Raw genomic sequence first — 20,712 nt, forward strand, 5'->3', positions numbered from 1 at the left:
TAAGTTGTAGAGCGGCGACTAGCCGCGACCAATAGGTGCAAACAACGCCTGGGTCAGCTGCGCCAGCACGCCGGCCTCCAGCTGTACCTCCAGGCCGCGCCGCCCGGCGCTGACGTAGATATTCGGGAAGTGCTGCGCCGATTCATCGATAAAGGTACGCAGGCGCTTCTTCTGCCCCAGCGGGCTGATGCCGCCAAGCAGGTAACCGGTAGCGCGCTGCGCAGCAGCTGGGTCGGCCATATCGGCTTTCTTCACCCCGGCGGCATGCGCCAAGGCTTTCAGATCAAGCGTACCGGCTACTGGCGCCACCGCCACCAGCAACTCGCCCTTTTCACTGGCGGCCAGCAGTGTCTTGAATACCCGGGCAGGCTCAAGACTGAGCTTTTCCGCCGCTTCCAGGCCATAGGAAGCCGCCTTGGGATCGTGGTGATAACTGTGCACCTGGTGCGCAGCCTTGGCTTTTTTCAGCAGATCGATAGCAGGCGTCATGTTCGAATGTGAAAACAATCTGACAAAGTTGGCGTACCTTAGGGATGGTCTGAAAAAGACTTCCTGATTTTGGCAAAATATCCGCACTCCACCCGCCGAGTTTTCCGATGAAGCAGATGACCTTCGCCGACGCCGAGTACGCCGGCAAGCGCAAGCAGACCCGCAAAGGAAACTCTGAATAAGACTTCCTGATTTTGGCAAAATGCCCGGACGCCACCCGCCGAGTTTTCCGATGAAGCAAATGACCTTCGCCGATGCCGAGTACGCCGGCAAACGCAAGCAGACCCGCAAAGAGTTGTTCCTGATCGAGATGGATCGGGTGGTGCCGTGGAAGGGTTTGATCGCACTGATCGAACCGTATTACCCCAAGGGTGAAGGCGGTCGGCCGGCCTATCCGCTGATGGCGATGCTACGTGTGCACCTGATGCAGAACTGGTTCGGCTACAGCGACCCGGCGATGGAAGAAGCGCTGTACGAGACCACTATCCTGCGGCAGTTCGCCGGGCTGAGTCTGGAACGTATCCCCGACGAAACCACCATCCTCAACTTCCGTCGTCTGCTGGAGAAACATGAGTTGGCTGCCGGCATCCTGGCCGTCATCAATGGCTATCTTGGCGACCGTGGCCTGTCGTTGCGCCAAGGCACCATCGTCGATGCCACGCTGATCAATGCGCCGAGTTCGACCAAGAACAAGGACGGCAAACGGGACCCAGAGATGCACCAGGCCAAGAAGGGCAACCAATACTACTTCGGCATGAAGGCGCACATTGGCGTGGATGACGAGTCGGGGCTGGTACACAGCGTGGTAGGCACGGCGGCCAACGTGGCGGATGTCACTCAGGTCGACAAGTTGCTGCACGGCGAGGAAAACGTGGTGTGCGCCGATGCGGGTTATACCGGCGTCGAAAAGCGCCCCGAACATGATGGGCGCGAGGTGATCTGGCAGGTTGCTGCCCGCCGCAGCACCTATAAGAAGCTGGGTAAGAGCAGCCCGCTGTACAAAGCCAAACGCAAGATCGAGAAGGCCAAGGCCCAGGTGCGCGCCAAGGTTGAGCACCCGTTCCGGGTGATCAAGCGTCAGTTCAGTTATGTAAAGACACGCTTCCGTGGCTTGGCCAAGAACACGGCGCAACTGGTGACGCTGTTCGCGCTGTCGAACCTGTGGATGGCACGCCGACATTTACTGACCAATGCAGGAGAGGTGCGCCTGTAATGCGGGAAATGGCTGCCGCGAGCTACTCGCGGCGGCTAAAAACACAGAAATGAATGGGTAATCTGATCGTTTTTGATCGATTTGCCGCTTTCAAAATCGGCGGGGCTGAAGTCAGCCAGAAATACATGGCTACTTCAGACCATCCCAAAGAATTGTTCCTGATCGAGATGGATCGGGTAGTGCCATGGAAAGGGTTGATCGCTTTGATCGAGCCGCATTATCCAAAGGGTGAAGGCGGCCGACCGTCCTATCCGCTGATGGCGATGCTGCGAGTGCATCTGATGCAAAACTGGTTCGGTTACAGCGATCCGGCGATGGAAGAGGCGCTGTACGAGACCACCATCCTACGCCAGTTTGCCGGGCTGACTCTGGAGCGCATTCCTGACGAAACCACCATCCTCAACTTCCGCCGCTTGCTGGAAACACACGAACTGGCTGCCGGCATCCTGGCCGTGATCAATGGCTACCTGGGTGACCGTGGTTTGTCGCTGCGCCAAGGCACCATCGTCGATGCCACGCTGATCAACGCGCCGAGTTCAACCAAGAACAAGAACGGTAAGCGTGACCCTGAGATGCACTCAACCAAGAAAGGCAATCAGTATTACTTCGGCATGAAGGCGCACATCGGGGTGGATGACGAGTCTGGCTTGGTGCACAGCGTGGTGGGTACTGCCGCCAACGTGGCGGATGTCACCCAGGTCGATAAGCTGCTGCACGGCGAGGAAAACATGGTGGGGGCCGATGCCGGATATACCGGTGTCGAGAAGCGCCCCGAGCATGAGGGCCGTCAAGTGATCTGGCAGGTTGCAGCACGGCGTAGCACTTACAAGAAACTCGGTAAGCGCAGCGCGCTGTACAAAGCCAAGCGCAAAATCGAGAAGGCCAAGGCCCAAGTGCGAGCCAAGGTCGAGCATCCGTTTCGGGTGATCAAGCGTCAGTTCGGTTATGTGAAGACGCGCTTCCGTGGCCTGGTCAAAAACACGGCGCAACTGGTGACTTTATTCGCGCTGTCAAATCTGTGGATGGCGCGCCGACATTTACTGACGAATGCAGGAGAGGTGCGCCCGTAATGCTGGAAATGGCTGCCGCGAGGTGCTCGCGGCGGCTAAAAACACAGAAATGAGCCGGTAATCTGATCGTTTTTGATCGATTTATCACTTTCGAAATCAGCAGAGGCTGACGTCAGCCAGAAATGCATGGCTACTTCAGAGGATCCTTAGCCGAAAAAAACTGCCGGGAGCAGTTTTTAACGTCGCGAAGCGACGGCCCACAGGGTGGCCGCCATGGATGGCAGGCCATAAATGTTATAAACCAGCAGCCTATAATGGCGCGCACTTCCGAGGAGTTTTCATGACCCTGCCGCCCCGCCAGCACGACATTCTCGAACTCGCCCGCGAACGCGGCTATGTCAGCATCGACGAGTTGGCCCAGGCGTTTGCCGTCACCCCGCAAACCATCCGCCGCGACATCAATCAGCTCGCCGAGCAAGGCCTGCTGCGCCGCACCCATGGCGGTGCCGCCAGTGAAAGCTCCAGTACGCAGAACACCGCCTACAGCATGCGCGCCGGGCAGATGCGCGATGAAAAACAGCGCATCGCTGCCGCCATCGCCACACAGATCCCCAACCACGCCTCGCTCTTCATCAACATTGGCACCACCACCGAAGCCATTGCCCGTGAGCTGCTTGGCCACAAGGGCCTGAAGATCATCACCAACAACCTGCATGTGGCGGCCCAGCTCAGCGCCAAAGCCGACTTCGAAGTACTGCTGGCCGGCGGTACGGTGCGTAGCGATGGCGGTATCGTCGGCCAGGCGGCGGTGGATTTTATCCAGCAGTTCAAGGTCGACTTCGCCCTGGTCGGCATCAGCGGCATCGATGAAGACGGCAGCCTGCTCGACTTCGACTACCAGGAAGTACGGGTCTCCCAGGCGATTATCAACAATGCGCGCCATGTATTTCTGGCCGTCGACTCCAGCAAGTTCGGCCGCAACGCTGTGGTGCGCCTGGGCTCAGTCGCCCTGGTCGATCGAGTATTTACCGATGCTGCGCCGTCCACTGCGATCAACCGCCTGCTCGCCGAACACAAAGTACACCTCGACCTGGTGTAAGAGCGCCAGCACTCGCCTGGCACCAGCCTGGCCGACATCCCACCACCAACTCCTCACAACCGCTGGGCGCGAAAGCGCACTTCGGGGTGGCGAAGCCGTGCATATTCGACTAGCATATTTTCGAAAGTGAACATTTTAAGTTCAATACTGACTTTCGGTGCCGCCATGTCTACTCGTCCCGCCAGCAACACCCCACTCGCTGAAGTCTATGACCTTGCCGTGATCGGCGGCGGCATCAATGGTGTCGGGATTGCCGCCGATGCCGCGGGACGTGGCCTGTCCGTGTTCCTTTGCGAAAAGGACGACCTGGCGCAACACACCTCGTCGGCCAGCAGCAAGTTGATCCACGGCGGCCTGCGCTATCTGGAGCACTACGAATTCCGTCTGGTGCGCGAAGCCCTGGCCGAGCGTGAAGTGCTGCTGAATAAGGCCCCGCATATCGTCAAACCCATGCGTTTTATCCTGCCGCACCGCCCGCACCTGCGGCCGGCCTGGATGATCCGTGCCGGGCTGTTCCTCTATGACCACCTGGGCAAGCGCGAGAAGCTGGCAGGCTCGCGCAGCCTGCGTTTCGGTGCTGGCAGCCCGCTGCAGGCCGAGATCACCCGCGGTTTCGAATATTCCGATTGCTGGGTCGATGACGCCCGCCTGGTGGTACTCAACGCCATGGCTGCCCGCGAGCAAGGCGCTCACGTGCACAGCCGCACCCGCTGCGTCAGCGCCCGGCGCAACAAAGGCTTGTGGCATATCCATCTGGAGCTCAGCGACGGCAGCCTGTTCTCGATTCGTGCCCGCGCGCTGGTCAATGCCGCCGGCCCTTGGGTCGCGCGGTTTATTCGCGAGGACCTAAAACAGGAATCGCCCTACGGCATTCGCCTGATTCAGGGCAGCCATATCGTCGTGCCGCGCCTGTTTGATGGCGAGCAGGCCTACATTCTGCAGAACGAAGACCGCCGCATTGTCTTCGCCATTCCCTATCAGGAGCGCTTCACCCTGATCGGTACCACGGACCGCGAATACCAGGGCGACCCGGCCAACGTGGCGATCACCGATGAAGAAACCGACTACCTGCTGAACGTGGTCAACGCCCACTTCAAGCAGCAACTGCAGCGCAGCGATATCCTGCACACCTACGCTGGCGTACGCCCGCTGTGCGACGACGAGTCGGACGACCCATCGGCGGTCACCCGCGACTACACCCTGTCACTCTCTGGCCACCCCGGCGAAGCACCGCTGCTCTCGGTGTTCGGCGGCAAGCTCACCACCTACCGCAAGCTCGCTGAGTCGGCGCTGGCGCAACTGGCGCCGTTCTTTCCCAAGATGGGGCCAAGCTGGACCGCCAGCAGCCTGCTACCTGGCGCGGAGCAACTGGACAGCCAGAGCGCCTTGGTGGAAGCGCTGTGCGCCCGCTTCGGCTGGCTGCCCACCTCTCTCGCGCGGCGCTGGGCCAGCAGCTATGGCAGCCGCAGCTGGGTGATGCTCAAAGGCGTGAGCAACCTTAGCGACCTTGGCGAACACCTGGGCGGCGGCCTCTACAGCCGTGAAGTCGACTACCTGTGCCAGGAAGAATGGGCCATGCAGGCAGATGACATTCTCTGGCGGCGCAGCAAACTCGGCCTGTTCACTACTCCGGCGCAGCAGGCCAAACTCGACAGCTACCTGCGCATCGAATCACCGCGCAGCCCGGAAGATGCGCACGCGGCGTAAATCCCCTTCACAAATCCAGGCCATAAAAATGGTCGGGAAACATTTTTAACGTCGCGTAGCGACGGCCCGCAGGGAAGCTGCCATGGATGGCAGGCATAAAAAAGGGCGACCTAAGTCGCCCAAATTGCCTTGCGTGCCCCTTCGAACCGATTCAAAGCCTGCTGCACGGGCCTTGAATCGATCCTTCCCAGCAGAATCAGCCCTGCTTGCGCTTGTGCGAATCCTGCCAGATGAAATAACCGACACCGGCGAAGAAGGCGACCATCAGACCGACGGTGCCGATACCGGCGAGAACTACGACATCGATAAACATGGTTGCCTCCTGCTATGAAGCCTGTGTGGGTATGGCTTCAAATTAACAGGGGCTGCAGGGGCGCCATTGATCCAGATCAACAAGCGGCGGACGCTGGCGGGATGAGGTTTTGATTAGCTGATCCAGATCAACTATTCAGCCTATGCCAGAACAGCCTCAAGGCTTTTTCGGTTTGCCCTTGGGCTTTTTCTTGCCCTTGGGCAGCGGCAGTGCCTGCTCGAAGGCATCGCGCATTTCATTGAGTTTCTTGTCGCGCAGGTCATGGATGCGCTTGTCGCGCTCGGCGGCGAAATCAATCAGCTTGTCGTCTTTGCTCATGGTCTCGACTTGATCAAACGAAAGGTCAGATTCAGACGTGGCGCGCAGGGGCTGCGCGTCTTCGCCACTTGATGCTGGGTTGGCCCGCGCATGACCAGCAGCGAACCATGTTGCAGCGGCAACGAATGCGCGATGCGGCTCTGCCCTTTGCGGCGCAGATCGAAGCGCCGCGTGCCGCCCAGATTCAGCGAGGCGATCAGCGGATTAGCGCCCAGCTCCGCCTCGTCATCACTGTGCCAACCCATCGAGTCCTGGCCATCGCGGTAATAGTTGAGCAACACGCCATTCAGTGACTGCCCCACCGCCTGTTCCACCTGCGCACGAATCAGCGCCAGCAGCGGCGGCCAGGGCAACGGTTGATGGGTCAACCCGGAATAGCGATAACTGGCCTCGGCATCGCCATACCAGGCCACCAATCGCGGCACCGGCAGTTGCCGCCCATAAATCTGCACCTGCGGCTGCTGCCAGGGTGTCTGCGCCGTCAGTTCAGCCAACCAGCGGTCAGCCGTTGCAGCATCCAGCCACTGTACATGCAACTGCAATTCGGCATCGGGCAACTGCAGGGGGCTGTCGGCAAATAGATCCACGAAACAAGACTCGAACAGGCGGAGCACCTAGTGTGCCCAGCTCAGACCTCCACATCCACCCACAAGCCCTGACGCGGCAGTTCACTGACCACCGCCTCGTCGGCCTCGGCCACTTCGCCTTCGGCCAGTTCTTCCGGTGTGTAGCCATGACGGCGCTGGCGCCGGCGCTGCTCTTCGCGCAACAGCATCTCTGCTTCCTGCGGGTGGCGTTTATCGAGGCTTACGCCACTTTCCTTGGCGCTTTCCGCAGATGCTGTAACCGGCGGGATTTCCGGGCGCGGCTTGACCACGTCCTGCTGGACGGTTACGGGAACCAGACTGTGGGGGATCGGCGGCAGCATCTATTAGCCCTCCTTTGGTCAGACTGTCGGCCAGCCAAGCCGCGACTTGAGCCTAGCCTCGCTACACTTTCGATCTACCTAAGGATGGTCTGAAAAAGACTTCCTGATTTTGGCAAAATATCCGCACTCCACCCGCCGAGTTTTCCGATGAAGCAGATGACCTTCGCCGACGCCGAGTACGCCGGCAAGCGCAAGCAGACCCGCAAAGGAAACTCTGAATAAGACTTCCTGATTTTGGCAAAATGCCCGGACGCCACCCGCCGAGTTTTCCGATGAAGCAAATGACCTTCGCCGATGCCGAGTACGCCGGCAAACGCAAGCAGACCCGCAAAGAGTTGTTCCTGATCGAGATGGATCGGGTGGTGCCGTGGAAGGGTTTGATCGCACTGATCGAACCGTATTACCCCAAGGGTGAAGGCGGTCGGCCGGCCTATCCGCTGATGGCGATGCTACGTGTGCACCTGATGCAGAACTGGTTCGGCTACAGCGACCCGGCGATGGAAGAAGCGCTGTACGAGACCACTATCCTGCGGCAGTTCGCCGGGCTGAGTCTGGAACGTATCCCCGACGAAACCACCATCCTCAACTTCCGTCGTCTGCTGGAGAAACATGAGTTGGCTGCCGGCATCCTGGCCGTCATCAATGGCTATCTTGGCGACCGTGGCCTGTCGTTGCGCCAAGGCACCATCGTCGATGCCACGCTGATCAATGCGCCGAGTTCGACCAAGAACAAGGACGGCAAACGCGACCCAGAGATGCACCAGGCCAAGAAGGGCAACCAATACTACTTCGGCATGAAGGCGCACATTGGCGTGGATGACGAGTCGGGGCTGGTACACAGCGTGGTAGGCACGGCGGCCAACGTGGCGGATGTCACTCAGGTCGACAAGTTGCTGCACGGCGAGGAAAACGTGGTGTGCGCCGATGCGGGTTATACCGGCGTCGAAAAGCGCCCCGAACATGATGGGCGCGAGGTGATCTGGCAGGTTGCTGCCCGCCGCAGCACCTATAAGAAGCTGGGTAAGAGCAGCCCGCTGTACAAAGCCAAACGCAAGATCGAGAAGGCCAAGGCCCAGGTGCGCGCCAAGGTTGAGCACCCGTTCCGGGTGATCAAGCGTCAGTTCAGTTATGTAAAGACACGCTTCCGTGGCTTGGCCAAGAACACGGCGCAACTGGTGACGCTGTTCGCGCTGTCGAACCTGTGGATGGCACGCCGACATTTACTGACCAATGCAGGAGAGGTGCGCCTGTAATGCGGGAAATGGCTGCCGCGAGCTACTCGCGGCGGCTAAAAACACAGAAATGAATGGGTAATCTGATCGTTTTTGATCGATTTGCCGCTTTCAAAATCGGCGGGGCTGAAGTCAGCCAGAAATACATGGCTACTTCAGACCATCCCTAAGGATGGTCTGAAAAAGACTTCCTGATTTTGGCAAAATATCCGCACTCCACCCGCCGAGTTTTCCGATGAAGCAGATGACCTTCGCCGACGCCGAGTACGCCGGCAAGCGCAAGCAGACCCGCAAAGAATTGTTCCTGATCGAGATGGATCGGGTAGTGCCATGGAAAGGGTTGATCGCTTTGATCGAGCCGCATTATCCAAAGGGTGAAGGCGGCCGACCGTCCTATCCGCTGATGGCGATGCTGCGAGTGCATCTGATGCAAAACTGGTTCGGTTACAGCGATCCGGCGATGGAAGAGGCGCTGTACGAGACCACCATCCTACGCCAGTTTGCCGGGCTGACTCTGGAGCGCATTCCTGACGAAACCACCATCCTCAACTTCCGCCGCTTGCTGGAAAAACACGAACTGGCTGCCGGCATCCTGGCCGTGATCAATGGCTACCTGGGTGACCGTGGTTTGTCGCTGCGCCAAGGCACCATCGTCGATGCCACGCTGATCAACGCGCCGAGTTCAACCAAGAACAAGAACGGTAAGCGTGACCCTGAGATGCACTCAACCAAGAAAGGCAATCAGTATTACTTCGGCATGAAGGCGCACATCGGGGTGGATGACGAGTCTGGCTTGGTGCACAGCGTGGTGGGTACTGCCGCCAACGTGGCGGATGTCACCCAGGTCGATAAGCTGCTGCACGGCGAGGAAAACATGGTGGGGGCCGATGCCGGATATACCGGTGTCGAGAAGCGCCCCGAGCATGAGGGCCGTCAAGTGATCTGGCAGGTTGCAGCACGGCGTAGCACTTACAAGAAACTCGGTAAGCGCAGCGCGCTGTACAAAGCCAAGCGCAAAATCGAGAAGGCCAAGGCCCAAGTGCGAGCCAAGGTCGAGCATCCGTTTCGGGTGATCAAGCGTCAGTTCGGTTATGTGAAGACGCGCTTCCGTGGCCTGGTCAAAAACACGGCGCAACTGGTGACTTTATTCGCGCTGTCAAATCTGTGGATGGCGCGCCGACATTTACTGACGAATGCAGGAGAGGTGCGCCCGTAATGCTGGAAATGGCTGCCGCGAGGTGCTCGCGGCGGCTAAAAACACAGAAATGAGCCGGTAATCTGATCGTTTTTGATCGATTTATCACTTTCGAAATCAGCAGAGGCTGACGTCAGCCAGAAATGCATGGCTACTTCAGAGGATCCCTAATTACACAAAGTGCCCGATGCGTAGCAATGCGCCTTTGGCCACGGCCCGACGCTGCGTTAACATAGTCGGCTTTTTCACGCGGGAGACAAGCATGGCGCAGTATGAACCGGGGCAACGCTGGATCAGTGACAGCGAAGCGGAGCTGGGGCTGGGAACCGTTCTGATGCAGGACGGCCGCATGCTCACCGTGCTCTACCCGGCCACCGGCGAAACTCGCCAGTACGCCCTGCGCAATGCGCCATTGACCCGCGTACGCTTCTCACCGGGCGATGAAATCACCCATTTCGAAGGCTGGAAGCTGACCGTACAGGAAGTCGACGATATCGACGGCCTGCTGGTCTATCACGGCCTCAATGCCCAGCACGAAAGCGTCACCCTGCCGGAAACCCAGCTGTCGAACTTTATCCAGTTCCGCTTGGCCAGTGATCGCCTGTTTGCCGGGCAGATCGACCCGCTGCCCTGGTTCGCCCTGCGTTACCACACCCTGGATTACACCAGCCGCCAATTGCAATCCAGCCTCTGGGGCCTGGGCGGTGTGCGTGCGCAACCAATTGCGCACCAGCTGCATATTGCCCGCGAAGTCGCCGACCGCATCGCCCCGCGTGTATTGCTCGCCGACGAAGTGGGTCTGGGCAAAACCATCGAAGCCGGCCTGGTAATCCACCGCCAGCTTCTGTCCGGACGCGCCAGTCGGATGCTGATCCTGGTGCCGGAAAACCTGCAGCACCAGTGGCTGGTGGAAATGCGCCGACGCTTCAACTTGGATGTTGCGCTGTTCGATGAAGAACGCTTTATCGAAAGTGACGCCAGCAACCCGTTCGAAGACTGCCAACTGGCGCTGGTCGCTCTGGAATGGCTGTGCGAGGACGAAAAGGCCCAGGACGCGCTGTTTGCTGCCGGCTGGGACCTGATGGTGGTCGACGAAGCGCACCACCTGGTCTGGCACCCCGAGCACGCCAGCCCCGAGTACGCGCTGGTTGAACAATTGGCCCAGGTCATCCCTGGTGTGCTGCTGCTCACCGCCACCCCGGAACAGCTTGGCCAGGACAGCCACTTCGCCCGTCTGCGCCTGCTCGACCCGAACCGTTTCCATGACCTGACCGCCTTCCGCGCCGAAAGCGAACACTACAAGCCGATTGCCGAAGCCGTGCAGGAGCTGCTCGACCAGGGTCGCCTGTCGGATGCGGCGCACAAAACCATTCACGACTTCCTCGGCGCCGGCGGTGAAGAGCTGCTGGCCGCCGTCAATGCCGGTGACAGCGAAGCCTCGGCGCGCCTGGTGCGCGAGTTGCTGGATCGCCATGGCACCGGCCGCCTGCTGTTCCGTAACACCCGCGCCGCCGTGCAGGGCTTTCCGGACCGTGAAGTACACCCCTATCCGCTGGCCAGCCCTGACGAATACATGGAGCTGCCGATTGGCGAGCACGCCGACCTCTACCCGGAAGTCAGCTACCAGGCGCAGCCGGATGTCGATGAAGAGCAGCGCTGGTGGAAATTCGACCCGCGCGTAGAGTGGCTGATCGACACCCTGAAGATGCTCAAGAAGTTCAAGGTGCTGGTGATCTGCGCCCATGCCGAGACCGCCATGGACCTGGAAGACGCCCTGCGCGTACGCAAAGGCATCCCGGCTACGGTGTTCTATGAAGGCATGAGCATCCTGGAACGCGACCGCGCCGCCGCCTACTTCGCTGATGAAGAATTCGGCGCCCAGGTGCTGATCTGCTCGGAAATCGGCTCGGAAGGCCGCAACTTCCAGTTCGCCCACCATCTGGTGCTGTTCGACCTGCCGGCTCACCCGGATCTACTTGAGCAACGCATCGGCCGCCTTGACCGTATCGGTCAGAAGCACCGTATTCAACTGCACGTGCCGTATCTGGAAAACAGTCCGCAAGAGCGCCTGTTCCAGTGGTATCACCAGGCGCTGAATGCCTTCCTCGCTACCTGCCCAACCGGCAACGCTCTGCAGCACCAGTTCGGCAGCCGCCTGCTACCGCTACTGGAAAGCGGCGACGACGGTGAGTGGCAGGCCCTGGTTGACGAAGCCAAAGCCGAACGTATTCGCCTGGAAGGCGAGCTGCACGCCGGTCGCGACCGCCTGCTGGAGCTCAACTCCGGCGGTGCTGGCGAAGGCGAGGCATTGGTTGAGGCGATTCTCGAGCAGGATGACCAGTTCGCCCTGCCGATCTATATGGAGCAATTGTTCGACGCTTTCGGCATCGACAGCGAAGACCACTCCGACAATGCCCTGATTCTGCGCCCCAGTGAAAAAATGCTGGATGCCAGCTTCCCCCTGGGCGACGACGAAGGCGTGACTATTACCTACGACCGTGACTTGGCCCTAGCCCGTGAGGACATGCAGTTCCTCACCTGGGAACACCCCATGGTGCAAGGCGGCATGGACCTGGTGCGCTCAGGCTCCATGGGCAACACCGGGGTGGCGCTGATCAAGAACAAGGCGCTGAAACCCGGCACCGTGTTGCTGGAACTGCTGTATGTCAGCGAAGTGGTGGCGCCACGCACCCTGCAACTGGGCCGCTACCTGCCACCGATCGCCCTGCGCTGCCTGCTGGATGCCAACGGCAACGACCTGGCCAGCAAGGTCTCGTTCGAGAAGCTCAACGAACAGTTGGAGCCTGTGCCACGCGCTAGCGCCAACAAGTTCGTTCAGGCCCAGCGCGACAGCCTCAACCCGCTGATCAACGCCGGCGAAGGCAAGGTCGCCGAACGCCACACGGCACGCGTCGACGAAGCCAAGCGCCGCCTGGCCGCCGAAACCGATGAAGAGCTGGCCCGCCTGATCGCCCTGCAAGCGGTCAACCCCAGCGTGCGTGACAGCGAACTCAACGCCCTGCGCCAGCTGCGCGAGCAAGGCCTGGCCATGCTCGACAAGGCGGCGTTGCGTCTGGAGGCTATTCGCGTACTGGTAGCTGGCTAACATAAGCGCACGCAGGTAGGTTGGCGCTGAGCGCAGCGAAGCCCAACAGGCATTGACTGGTGTCGTTGGGCTTCGTCACGTTGCTCCTCAACCCAACCTACGTCGAGGTGCACTCCAGACGGGCTGCTAGAGTCAGAAGCATTACTTCTGTCACTCCAGCCCACAGGAGCTCACAGTGCCTGCACGCGCCGCCTCGCGCCGGTTTCGCCATAGCCTCGGCGGGCTCTTCCTGCTGGCGTTGCTCCTGCTTCCTCTGCTGCATCTGTGGCCCGCACTCAACGGCTTGAACAACGCCCACCTCGACTGGCTGATCCGCCAGCGCGCCGTCGAACAAGCGCCCGACCCACGCCTGCTGCTGATAGATATCGACGACCTGAGCCTGCAAGTGCTGGCCAGTGAAGCCGGAAAATGGCCTTGGCCGCGCTCGCTGCACGGCGAACTGCTGGAGTACCTGCTCAGCCAACACCCCAAGGCCGTGGCCTTCGACATCCTGTTCAGCGAACCCGACCAGTTCAACCCGGACGCCGACAGCTACTTTGCCGAAGTGCTGCAACGCAGCGCCAACACCTACCTCGCAGCCCTGGTCCAGCAAGCCGACGAAGGCAGCCAGCCGCCACTGCTGCGCGACTATCCTGCGGCAACCTGGCAAGCACCCGGGCAACGCGGCGCCGACGATCAACGCGGGCTACTCCTGCTGCCCAACGCCTTCCCCAGCGAGCTGTGGCGCCTGGGCAGCATCAACTTTCGCCCCGATGCCGACGGCATCGGTCGGCGCTATGAGCTGTACCGCAGCTTTGCCGACTGGCGCCTGCCCAGCATGCCTGCGCGTATCGTGCATGACCTGACCGGCAACTTGCCGCAGCAGCAGAGTCTGCTGCTGGACTGGCCCGGCACCAGCCGCTTGCCCTATCCGCGCCTACCCTACGCCGCCGTGCTGGCGGCGGCACGCAATCAGGGCGAGCCGCTGGCAGCCGAGCTGTTCAAAGACCGCATCATCGTGATCGGCACCACCGCCGCCGGCCTGCACGACCTGCGCCCCACCCCGCTGGATACCCTCTATCCAGCGCCGTTTATCCTGATGACGGCCATCGACAACCTGCTCAACAACAACCAGTTGCACGAAGCCGAGAGCTGGCTAGAGTTGCTCGGCCCGCTGCTGCTATTGCTCGGCTTGAGTGGATTGCTGCTGCGCGAGCAGCTACCGGCGGCGTTCACCCTGTGCCTGCTCGGCAGCCTGGTGCTGTTTGCCGGCAGTTACTGGCTGGCCTTGCAGGGCACGCTGCTTGGCGTGCTGCCGGGGCTGATCTGCCTGTGGCTGCTGCTGGCGGCGGCACTGGCACTGTTCTATCTACGCCGGCGCCAGCAATTGCAGGACACCATTCGCCTGTTCAGCCGATTTATGGACCCGGTGGTGGTCAACCAACTGGTATCGCGCGACGACCCGGAAGCCTTGCTGGCGAGCAAGGAGTGCCAGCTCACCGTACTGTTTTCCGATATCCGCAGCTTTACCACCCTCTCTGAGCAACACACACCGAGCGAAATCGTGCACCTGCTCGAAGGCTATTTCAGCAGCCAGGTGGAGGTGCTGTTCAAACATCAGGCGACCCTCGACAAGTTTATCGGCGACGCCATCATGGCCTTCTGGGGCGCACCGCTGGACAACCCACAACAGGCCGACCAGGCGATTCTGGCGGCCATGGAAATGCTCGATAACCTCGACGCCTTTCGCCGCGACTACAACTGCCCGGATTTCGACATCGGCATCGGCCTGCACACGGGACCAGCGGTCGTCGGCCTGGTCGGCGCAAAGCAGCGCTATGACTACACTGCAATAGGCGACACGGTGAACCTTGCCAGCCGCATCGAAGGGCTGACCAAGGGTCGCGCCCATCTGCTGATTTCTGCCGCCACCCGTGAGACCTGCACGCTCGATCTGGACTTCGTGCCCCAGGGCGAACACCAGGTAAAAGGTCGCGCCGAAGCCGTAATGCTCTATGAACCGCGAAGGAGACATGATGAATAAAGGCCTCTGCAGTGCCCTTGCGGCGCTGATATTCAGCTTCTACTGCTTCTCGGCGCTGGCCGAAGTACGCCAGGCGCATACCCTGCAAGACAGCGCTCTGCGCGCCGAACCCAGCGCCTCGGCCTCCAGTGTCGGCCAGGTCGGCAAACAGGCGCAGGTGCTGGTACTGGAGCGTCAAGGCGGCTGGTATCAGGTGGAAACCTCCAGCGGCCAGCGCGACTGGCTGCCACTGCTCAGCCTGCGCTTTGCCAAGGATGCCCAGGCCAGCCGCAGCAATAACCTGGGTAGCCTGCTCAAACTCGGCAACCAGTCCTCCCCCGCCAGCGGCGTAGCCACCGGGATTCGCGGCATCAGCGATGAAGAACTGCGCAGCGGCAGTGCCAACACCTCGGCCAGCATACAGAACCTGGACGCCTTCGCTGCCAGCCCGAGCGAGGCGCGCAGTTTCGCCCAGCAAGGCGGCCTGCGCAGCCAGAACCTGCCCTACGCCCGCTAACACGCCGAGAGGAGAGCGACATGCAAACAACCGTATTACTCAAATGCGCCAGCCAACTCGGCCTGATTGTCAGTCTCAGCGCCTGCCAGGGCCTGGAAGGCATGCAGATTCAGGGCGTCGACCTGGGCAAACTGGCCAGCGCCGGCCAGCACCTGACCAATATGGGCCAGAAAAGCGTCGATGAAGAGCGGGTGATCGGGCAGAACACCGCCTCTATCCTGCTCAACAAGGCCGCCGTGCTCAACAACCCGCCACTGCAGACCTATGTCAACCGCGTCGGTCTGTGGGTCGCCCAGCACAGCGAGCGTCCCGACCTGCCCTGGCGTTTCGTCGTGCTCGACAGCCCGCAGGTGGCCGCCTACGCCGCCCCGGGCGGTTACGTATTTATCACCAGCGGCATGCTCACACGGATGAACAGCGAGGCCGAATTGGCCGGCGTACTGGCCCATGAAGTGGCCCATGTGGTGCAGCAGCATCACCTCAAGGCCATTCAGCAACAGGCACAAACCGACCTGCTGACTGACCTCGCTACCCTCGCCGTGCAGGCGGGGGCCGCCGACAAGGGCGGTAGCCAGGCCGGCGAGCTGACCGACCGCTTTACCCGCAGCGTCAGCGACCTCTACAGCCGCGGCCTGGACCGTGGCGATGAGTACGAAGCCGACGCCATGGGCGCGGTCATCGCCACCCGCGCCGGCTATGACGCCTACGGCCTGGCCGGCGTGCTACAGACCCTTGGCACCACCCGGCAGAACGATGCAGCGCTCACCAGCTTCCTCAAGGTGCACCCAGGTATCGACGATCGCCTGCAACGCCTGCAACGCCTGCAACCGGTCTATCTGTATATCGAGAAGAACGCCAGCGGCCAGACTCAAAGCCTGGATACCCGCTATCAGCAGGCACTTAGGGATCCTCTGAAGTAGCCATGCGTTTCAGGCCGACTTCAGCCTCCGCTGATTTTGAAAGCGGAAAATCGATCAAAAACGATCATATCATCCGCTTATTTTTGTGTTTTTAGCCGCCGCGAGCACCTCGCGGCGGCTATTGCCCATATTACGGGCGCACCTCTCCTGCAGTTGCCAGTAAATGTCTGCGTGCCATCCACAGGTTCGACAGCGCAAACAGCGTGACCAACTGCGCCGTGTTCTTGGCCAGGCCGCGGAAGCGCGTCTTCACATAGCCGAACTGCCGCTTGATCACCCGAAACGGGTGCTCGACCTTGGCGCGCACCTGGGCTTTGGCCTTCTCGATCTTGCGCTTGGCTTTGTATAGCGCGCTGCGCTTATCGAGTTTCTTGTAGGTGCTGCGGCGTGCCGCCACCTGCCAGATAACCTTCCGACCCTCATGCTCCGGACGCTTTTCCACACCGGTGTAACCTGCGTCGGTACAAACCACGTTCTCGTCGCCATGCAGCAGCTTATCCACCTGGGTGACGTCCGCCACGTTGGCCGCCGTGCCCACCACGCTGTGCACCAGTCCAGACTTGTCATCCACACCGATGTGGGCCTTCATGCCGAAGTAGTACTGGTTGCCCTTCTTGGTCTGGTGCATCTCCGGGTCGCGTTTACCGTCTTTGTTTTTGGTCGAGCTGGGCGCATTGATCAACGTCGCATCGACGATGGTGCCCTGGCGCAGGGACAGGCCGCGATCCCCCAGGTAGCCGTTGATCACAGCCAAGATGCCAGCCGCCAGTTCGTTTTTTTCCAGTACGCGACGGAAGTTGAGGATGGTGGTTTCGTCAGGGATACGCTCCAGGCTCAACCCGGCGAACTGCCGCAGAATGGTCGTTTCGTACAGCGCCTCTTCCATCGCAGGATCGCTGTAACCGAGCCAGTTTTGCATCAGATGAACACGCAGCATCGCCATCAACGGGTACGCCGGGCGACCGCCTTCACCCTTGGGGTAATGTGGATCGATCAGGGCAATCAAGCCCTTCCACGGCACCACCCGATCCATCTCGATCAGGAACAACTCTTTGCGGGTCTGCTTGCGCTTGCCGGCGTACTCGGCATCGGCGAAGGTCATCTGCTTCATCGGAAAACTCGGTGGGTGGCGTCCGGGCATTTTGCCAAAATCAGGAAGACTTATTCAGAGTTTCCTTAGAAGCAAGTGACAGAGGCAGACAGCCATTTCAGAACCTGTTTTGGATTTCGCGAGCTAAAGCGAGACAAGGCAGGTTCTCAGTGGGTGTGGGGATGTTCGCGGGTGCAGGACGGCTCGTAATCGCACACATGGTGGTTAAACGGTGAGGTGGTGTGCGAACCCGGCGCGCCCGTCACCTGAAAGCAGCGGCTGGCGATAAACAGCTGCACCAGCTCGGCGTCAAGCAAACCGCTCTGCGCCTCACTCTTGAGAATATCCAGCGCCCGCTCCAGCGGCATTGCCGGTTTGTAGGGGCGATCCGCCGCAGTCAAGGCATCGTAGATGTCGCAGATGGTCATGATCCGCGAAGCGCAGGGAATCGCATCGCCAATCAAGCCTTTGGGGTAACCACTACCATCGAGTTTTTCGTGGTGCGCCCCGGCAATATGCGGCACGCCCTGCAGATCCGGAGTCCAGGGAATCAGGCTGAGAAACTGCTGGGTGTGTACCACGTGCCGCTCGATTTCTTCGCGCTCGGCCGTGGTCAGGCTGCCCTTACGCACGGCCAGGGCGCTGAACTCACCCTCGCTGAGCAGGCTGACCAGACAATTGCCAGGCGCCTTGACCAGCTCGCCTTGCACTTCCTGCAGATGCTGAAAATCCCCTTCACTGAGCATGCTCGGCTCGTTGGCCTGGATGATGTTGTTGAGGTAACGCTCCAGCCGCTCGCACTCATAGGCCAGCTCGGCTTCCATTTGCAGGCGCCGCTCATCACTCAGACCGCCTTTATGACGGTAAGCATGCAGCATCTTGCGCAGGGTCTGGTTGCGCAGATTTTCCTGGGCCAGGGCAACGCGATAGCGCAGGTTTTCCAGCACAGGCTCGGCGAGCTTCTTGGCTTTTACCAGTACATGTTCGCGAACCCCAACCTTGCCGAAGTCATGCAGTAAGGCGGCGTAGCGCAGCTCGCGCAAACCATCGACGCTTAGCGCCTGCTCGCGCAAACGGGCTTCTGGGGCATGGGGTAACTGGTTGGCCAGGGTCAGACACAGCTCAGCAACCCGGAAAGAATGACCACTGGTGGTCGGATCACGCTGCTCGATGGCAAACACCGAGGCCTGCACGAAGCCGTCGAACAACCGGCTGATGTCATCCAGCAACTGGCGATTCTCGATTGCCACTGCCGCCTGGCTGGCCAATGCACGCAAAGACACGGCGGTTTCTTCATCGAAGGCAATCAGCTCAGGCTCAAGCTGCTCGCTGCCCTTGCGCTGACGGTTGATAAACTCCAGCACGCCGACCACTTCATGGCGATGGTTGCGCATGGGAATCGCCAGGATCGACATGGTGCGATAGCCCATCTGCAGGTCAAAGGAGCGGTTGAAGCGATACGGCGCATCCCCGGCAATCGCGTACACGTCCTCGATATTCAGCTCGGTGCTGGTCAGCGCGACGTAGCCGGCAATCGAGGCCTTGCTCAGCGGCATGCGCTGGTCCTGAAAGCTGTTCTGGCTAAGCGTGCCGTTCTGGGTCAGCTTGAAGATCAACTGCGCCAGCGCATCCGGGCGGCGGCTGACCAGAAACAGCGAGGCGGCGTCGCTGTTGGACAAGCGCCGCCCTTCGATAAGAATTTTTTCCAGCAAGCGGTCCAGATCACGCTCGGCCGACAGCGCCAGACCCACGTCCACCAACTTGCTCAGATCATCATGCTTGCCCGCCAGGGCGGCGGCCAGTTGCTCGGTCTGATGGCGTAGGCTGTACTGCTCGCCGGCAAAACGCAGCAGCGCCGACAATTCCTCGGCACTGGCATGCGGCGGCAACGGCAATACGCCAGGTTGATCCATGCAGCCCATCAGAATCGCGCCGCAATCCAGCCAGTCGGTCAACGGCTGCAGCGCCAGTAACCGTTCGTCAAGCAGCACCAGCGCCAGGTCATCCGGCAACTCGTCAGGCACGTCAATCGCCTGCAAAGTCAGCGGGCACTGAGCCAATACGTTGCACAGGGGATGCGCGCCAAGCGCATTACTGTGGCCCAGCACAAGGCGGGAAGTGCCCATGGTGGTTGTCCTCAGTCGCAGTTGCGTGACAGCAGTGCGACAGAGTATTGCACAGGATCCAGCCGTTGCCCGGCCATCCGGCGCATGCCGAACGGCCGGGTAAAACGGCTTAGGTGGCGGGCTGCAACTGCATGCCCTGCTGCATTTTTGCGGCATCGACAACGAAGCAGCGCGAGGCCTGCAGCAGCGCCAGCATGGTCAGCATCAAGGCCACCGGGATCAGATACATGGCGTTATGCAGGCCGACAGCCTTGAAGGTTTCGTTCATTTCACTGGCCCCGGCGGCGAGCATTGCCGCGTGGGAGTAGTGATCCGACAGCATGCCCACCGCCAATGGGCCAAGGCCGCCGCCGAGCAGGTACAGACCAGCGAAGAACAACGCCATGGCGGTAGCACGCAGACGTGGCTCGATCACATCCTGAATCGCGGTATAGACGCAGGTGTAGAAGTTGTAGGCAAACAGCCAGCCGATGCTGAACAGCGCCACGAACACGGCGATTTCAATTCGTCCGGCCAGCAGGGCGTAGCCCGTGGCGACAGAAGCAATCAGCATGCTCAGTGCGGCAAACAGCAGGCGGCCGCTCTGCCAGCGTTGGTGGATCTTGTCCGCCAGCCACCCCCCCAGGGTCAGGCCGACCAGGCCGGTCAGGCCAACGATCACCCCGGTGGCCATAGCCGCCTGCTCCAGCGGCATCAGGAAGTAGCGCTGCAGCATCGGCACCATGAACGAATTGCAGGCATAGGTGGCGAAGTTGAAAGCCAGGCCAGCCATCACCAACCACCAGAAGGTGCGGATCGCCAGCACCTTGCGCAGCGGTTTATCCACTGGCGTGGCGCGCGATTGCACCAGTTCGGCCGCACCGCGCTTGGGCTCGTTGATAAAGAACATAAACAGCGCCAGGATCAGCCCCGGCACCGCGGCAATAAAGAACGGTGCGCGCCAGCTGTCGAACGCCTTGACCATCGCACCGATGGTGAAAAAGGCCAGCAGCAGACCAATCGGCAGGCCAAGCATAAAGATGCCCATGGCACGCGCGCGCTTGTGCGCCGGGAACAGATCACCGATCAGCGAGTTGGCCGCCGGCGCATAGCTGGCCTCGCCAATGCCGACGCCCATGCGAATCAGCAGGAAGCTCCAGAAGTTCCAGGCCAGGCCGTTGACCGCCGTCAGCCCGCTCCAGACTGCCAGCCCCCAGCCCATGATCTTGCGCCGCGCGCCGGTGTCAGCCATGCGCCCCAGTGGAATGCCGGCAATCGCATAGACAATGGTAAAGGCGGTACCGATCAAGCCCAGCTGCAGGTCACTGAGATCCCATTCCATGCGGATCGGCTCGATGATGATCGCCGGAATGGTGCGGTCGAAGAAGTTGAACAGGTTGGCGAGAAAAAGCAGGAACAGAATGCGCCAGGCATTCGCCGCTTGTAGGGACTGCTGCATGGAATCCAT

Annotated in this window: 18 protein-coding genes; 10 read left to right on the top strand and 8 right to left on the bottom strand. The window is 60.6% G+C overall.

Going from position 1 to position 20,712, the window contains the following annotated elements; translation table 11 throughout:
• Positions 1-18 precede the first annotated feature (18 nt).
• A complete protein-coding gene (ybaK, locus tag BLW24_RS24330; protein WP_090387570.1) occupies positions 19-489 on the bottom strand; it encodes a Cys-tRNA(Pro) deacylase in 471 nt (156 codons plus the stop codon).
• A gap of 232 nt (positions 490-721) precedes the next feature.
• Here ybaK and BLW24_RS24335 point away from each other — a divergent pair, with 232 nt between their 5' ends.
• The 4 genes from BLW24_RS24335 to glpD all read left to right on the top strand — a co-directional run bounded on the left by BLW24_RS24335 (position 722) and on the right by glpD (position 5,518).
• Complete coding sequence (locus BLW24_RS24335) at positions 722-1,702, top strand: IS5 family transposase (protein ID WP_090375425.1); 981 nt, start codon at positions 722-724, stop codon at positions 1,700-1,702.
• A gap of 125 nt (positions 1,703-1,827) precedes the next feature.
• Complete coding sequence (locus tag BLW24_RS24340; protein WP_090387867.1) at positions 1,828-2,772, top strand: IS5 family transposase; 945 nt, start codon at positions 1,828-1,830, stop codon at positions 2,770-2,772.
• 280 nt (positions 2,773-3,052) lie between these two features.
• Positions 3,053-3,811 carry a DeoR family transcriptional regulator gene (locus BLW24_RS24345; RefSeq protein ID WP_090387571.1) on the top strand — a complete coding sequence of 253 codons (759 nt, stop codon included), beginning with the start codon at positions 3,053-3,055 and terminating at the stop codon, positions 3,809-3,811.
• Positions 3,812-3,976: 165 nt separating this feature from the next.
• The gene (glpD, locus tag BLW24_RS24350; protein ID WP_090387572.1) at positions 3,977-5,518 is read left to right on the top strand and encodes a glycerol-3-phosphate dehydrogenase; all 1,542 of its coding nucleotides are present in this window, start codon (positions 3,977-3,979) and stop codon (positions 5,516-5,518) included.
• Positions 5,519-5,714: 196 nt separating this feature from the next.
• Here glpD and ccoM read toward each other — a convergent pair whose 3' ends face one another.
• The 4 genes from ccoM to BLW24_RS24365 all read right to left on the bottom strand — a co-directional run bounded on the left by ccoM (position 5,715) and on the right by BLW24_RS24365 (position 7,077).
• Positions 5,715-5,831, bottom strand: a complete 117-nt coding sequence (gene ccoM, locus BLW24_RS26905; RefSeq protein ID WP_275941110.1) for a cytochrome c oxidase subunit CcoM — start codon at positions 5,829-5,831, stop codon at positions 5,715-5,717.
• A gap of 156 nt (positions 5,832-5,987) precedes the next feature.
• The gene (locus BLW24_RS26110) at positions 5,988-6,149 is read right to left on the bottom strand and encodes a hypothetical protein (RefSeq protein WP_090248299.1); all 162 of its coding nucleotides are present in this window, start codon (positions 6,147-6,149) and stop codon (positions 5,988-5,990) included.
• On the bottom strand, positions 6,146-6,736 hold the full coding sequence (locus BLW24_RS24360; protein WP_090387868.1) for an alpha-ketoglutarate-dependent dioxygenase AlkB family protein: 591 nt from the start codon (positions 6,734-6,736) through the stop codon (positions 6,146-6,148). Before BLW24_RS24360 ends, BLW24_RS26110 begins: the two co-directional genes overlap by 4 nt.
• A gap of 41 nt (positions 6,737-6,777) precedes the next feature.
• On the bottom strand, positions 6,778-7,077 hold the full coding sequence (locus BLW24_RS24365; RefSeq protein ID WP_090387573.1) for an aspartate-semialdehyde dehydrogenase: 300 nt from the start codon (positions 7,075-7,077) through the stop codon (positions 6,778-6,780).
• A gap of 272 nt (positions 7,078-7,349) precedes the next feature.
• On the opposite strand from BLW24_RS24365, the gene BLW24_RS24370 reads away from it, so the two are divergent.
• The 6 genes from BLW24_RS24370 to BLW24_RS24395 all read left to right on the top strand — a co-directional run bounded on the left by BLW24_RS24370 (position 7,350) and on the right by BLW24_RS24395 (position 16,049).
• Entirely contained in the window at positions 7,350-8,330 is a 981-nt protein-coding gene (locus BLW24_RS24370) for an IS5 family transposase (RefSeq protein WP_090375425.1), read from the top strand.
• 214 nt (positions 8,331-8,544) lie between these two features.
• Entirely contained in the window at positions 8,545-9,525 is a 981-nt protein-coding gene (locus tag BLW24_RS24375) for an IS5 family transposase (protein ID WP_090375326.1), read from the top strand.
• Between the two features lie 241 nt (positions 9,526-9,766).
• On the top strand, positions 9,767-12,610 hold the full coding sequence (gene rapA / locus BLW24_RS24380; protein WP_090387574.1) for an RNA polymerase-associated protein RapA: 2,844 nt from the start codon (positions 9,767-9,769) through the stop codon (positions 12,608-12,610).
• A 175-nt stretch (positions 12,611-12,785) separates the two neighbouring features.
• Positions 12,786-14,633, top strand: coding sequence for an adenylate/guanylate cyclase domain-containing protein (locus tag BLW24_RS24385; RefSeq protein WP_090387575.1), 1,848 nt, complete (start codon positions 12,786-12,788; stop codon positions 14,631-14,633).
• The gene (locus BLW24_RS24390) at positions 14,626-15,129 is read left to right on the top strand and encodes an SH3 domain-containing protein (RefSeq protein WP_167360437.1); all 504 of its coding nucleotides are present in this window, start codon (positions 14,626-14,628) and stop codon (positions 15,127-15,129) included. Before BLW24_RS24385 ends, BLW24_RS24390 begins: the two co-directional genes overlap by 8 nt.
• Positions 15,130-15,149: 20 nt before the next feature.
• Positions 15,150-16,049, top strand: coding sequence for a M48 family metalloprotease (locus tag BLW24_RS24395; protein ID WP_090387577.1), 900 nt, complete (start codon positions 15,150-15,152; stop codon positions 16,047-16,049).
• Positions 16,050-16,179: 130 nt separating this feature from the next.
• On the opposite strand, the gene BLW24_RS24400 is transcribed toward BLW24_RS24395, so the two are convergent.
• From BLW24_RS24400 to BLW24_RS24410, 3 genes are all read right to left on the bottom strand, one after another.
• On the bottom strand, positions 16,180-17,160 hold the full coding sequence (locus tag BLW24_RS24400) for an IS5 family transposase (RefSeq protein WP_090375222.1): 981 nt from the start codon (positions 17,158-17,160) through the stop codon (positions 16,180-16,182).
• Positions 17,161-17,306: 146 nt separating this feature from the next.
• On the bottom strand, positions 17,307-19,265 hold the full coding sequence (locus BLW24_RS24405; RefSeq protein ID WP_167360305.1) for an HD domain-containing phosphohydrolase: 1,959 nt from the start codon (positions 19,263-19,265) through the stop codon (positions 17,307-17,309).
• 109 nt (positions 19,266-19,374) lie between these two features.
• Entirely contained in the window at positions 19,375-20,703 is a 1,329-nt protein-coding gene (locus BLW24_RS24410) for a spinster family MFS transporter (RefSeq protein WP_090387578.1), read from the bottom strand.
• Positions 20,704-20,712: the final 9 nt, after the last annotated feature.

The organism is Pseudomonas anguilliseptica (assembly GCF_900105355.1).
Classification (GTDB): domain Bacteria; phylum Pseudomonadota; class Gammaproteobacteria; order Pseudomonadales; family Pseudomonadaceae; genus Aquipseudomonas; species Aquipseudomonas anguilliseptica.

What these genes read in the sequence shown, in the direction of transcription:
- BLW24_RS24395 (WP_090387577.1), top strand. Translation starts at nt 15,150, where the DNA reads ATGCAAACAACCGTATTACTCAAATGCGCCAGCCAACTCGGCCTGATT.
- BLW24_RS24390 (WP_167360437.1), top strand. Translation starts at nt 14,626, where the DNA reads ATGAATAAAGGCCTCTGCAGTGCCCTTGCGGCGCTGATATTCAGCTTC.
- BLW24_RS24400 (WP_090375222.1), bottom strand. Translation starts at nt 17,160, where the DNA reads ATGAAGCAGATGACCTTCGCCGATGCCGAGTACGCCGGCAAGCGCAAG.
- rapA (WP_090387574.1), top strand. Translation starts at nt 9,767, where the DNA reads ATGGCGCAGTATGAACCGGGGCAACGCTGGATCAGTGACAGCGAAGCG.
- BLW24_RS24345 (WP_090387571.1), top strand. Translation starts at nt 3,053, where the DNA reads ATGACCCTGCCGCCCCGCCAGCACGACATTCTCGAACTCGCCCGCGAA.
- glpD (WP_090387572.1), top strand. Translation starts at nt 3,977, where the DNA reads ATGTCTACTCGTCCCGCCAGCAACACCCCACTCGCTGAAGTCTATGAC.
- BLW24_RS26110 (WP_090248299.1), bottom strand. Translation starts at nt 6,149, where the DNA reads ATGAGCAAAGACGACAAGCTGATTGATTTCGCCGCCGAGCGCGACAAG.
- ccoM (WP_275941110.1), bottom strand. Translation starts at nt 5,831, where the DNA reads ATGTTTATCGATGTCGTAGTTCTCGCCGGTATCGGCACCGTCGGTCTG.
- BLW24_RS24375 (WP_090375326.1), top strand. Translation starts at nt 8,545, where the DNA reads ATGAAGCAGATGACCTTCGCCGACGCCGAGTACGCCGGCAAGCGCAAG.
- BLW24_RS24335 (WP_090375425.1), top strand. Translation starts at nt 722, where the DNA reads ATGAAGCAAATGACCTTCGCCGATGCCGAGTACGCCGGCAAACGCAAG.
- BLW24_RS24340 (WP_090387867.1), top strand. Translation starts at nt 1,828, where the DNA reads ATGGCTACTTCAGACCATCCCAAAGAATTGTTCCTGATCGAGATGGAT.
- BLW24_RS24410 (WP_090387578.1), bottom strand. Translation starts at nt 20,703, where the DNA reads ATGCAGCAGTCCCTACAAGCGGCGAATGCCTGGCGCATTCTGTTCCTG.
- ybaK (WP_090387570.1), bottom strand. Translation starts at nt 489, where the DNA reads ATGACGCCTGCTATCGATCTGCTGAAAAAAGCCAAGGCTGCGCACCAG.
- BLW24_RS24405 (WP_167360305.1), bottom strand. Translation starts at nt 19,265, where the DNA reads ATGGGCACTTCCCGCCTTGTGCTGGGCCACAGTAATGCGCTTGGCGCG.
- BLW24_RS24370 (WP_090375425.1), top strand. Translation starts at nt 7,350, where the DNA reads ATGAAGCAAATGACCTTCGCCGATGCCGAGTACGCCGGCAAACGCAAG.
- BLW24_RS24365 (WP_090387573.1), bottom strand. Translation starts at nt 7,077, where the DNA reads ATGCTGCCGCCGATCCCCCACAGTCTGGTTCCCGTAACCGTCCAGCAG.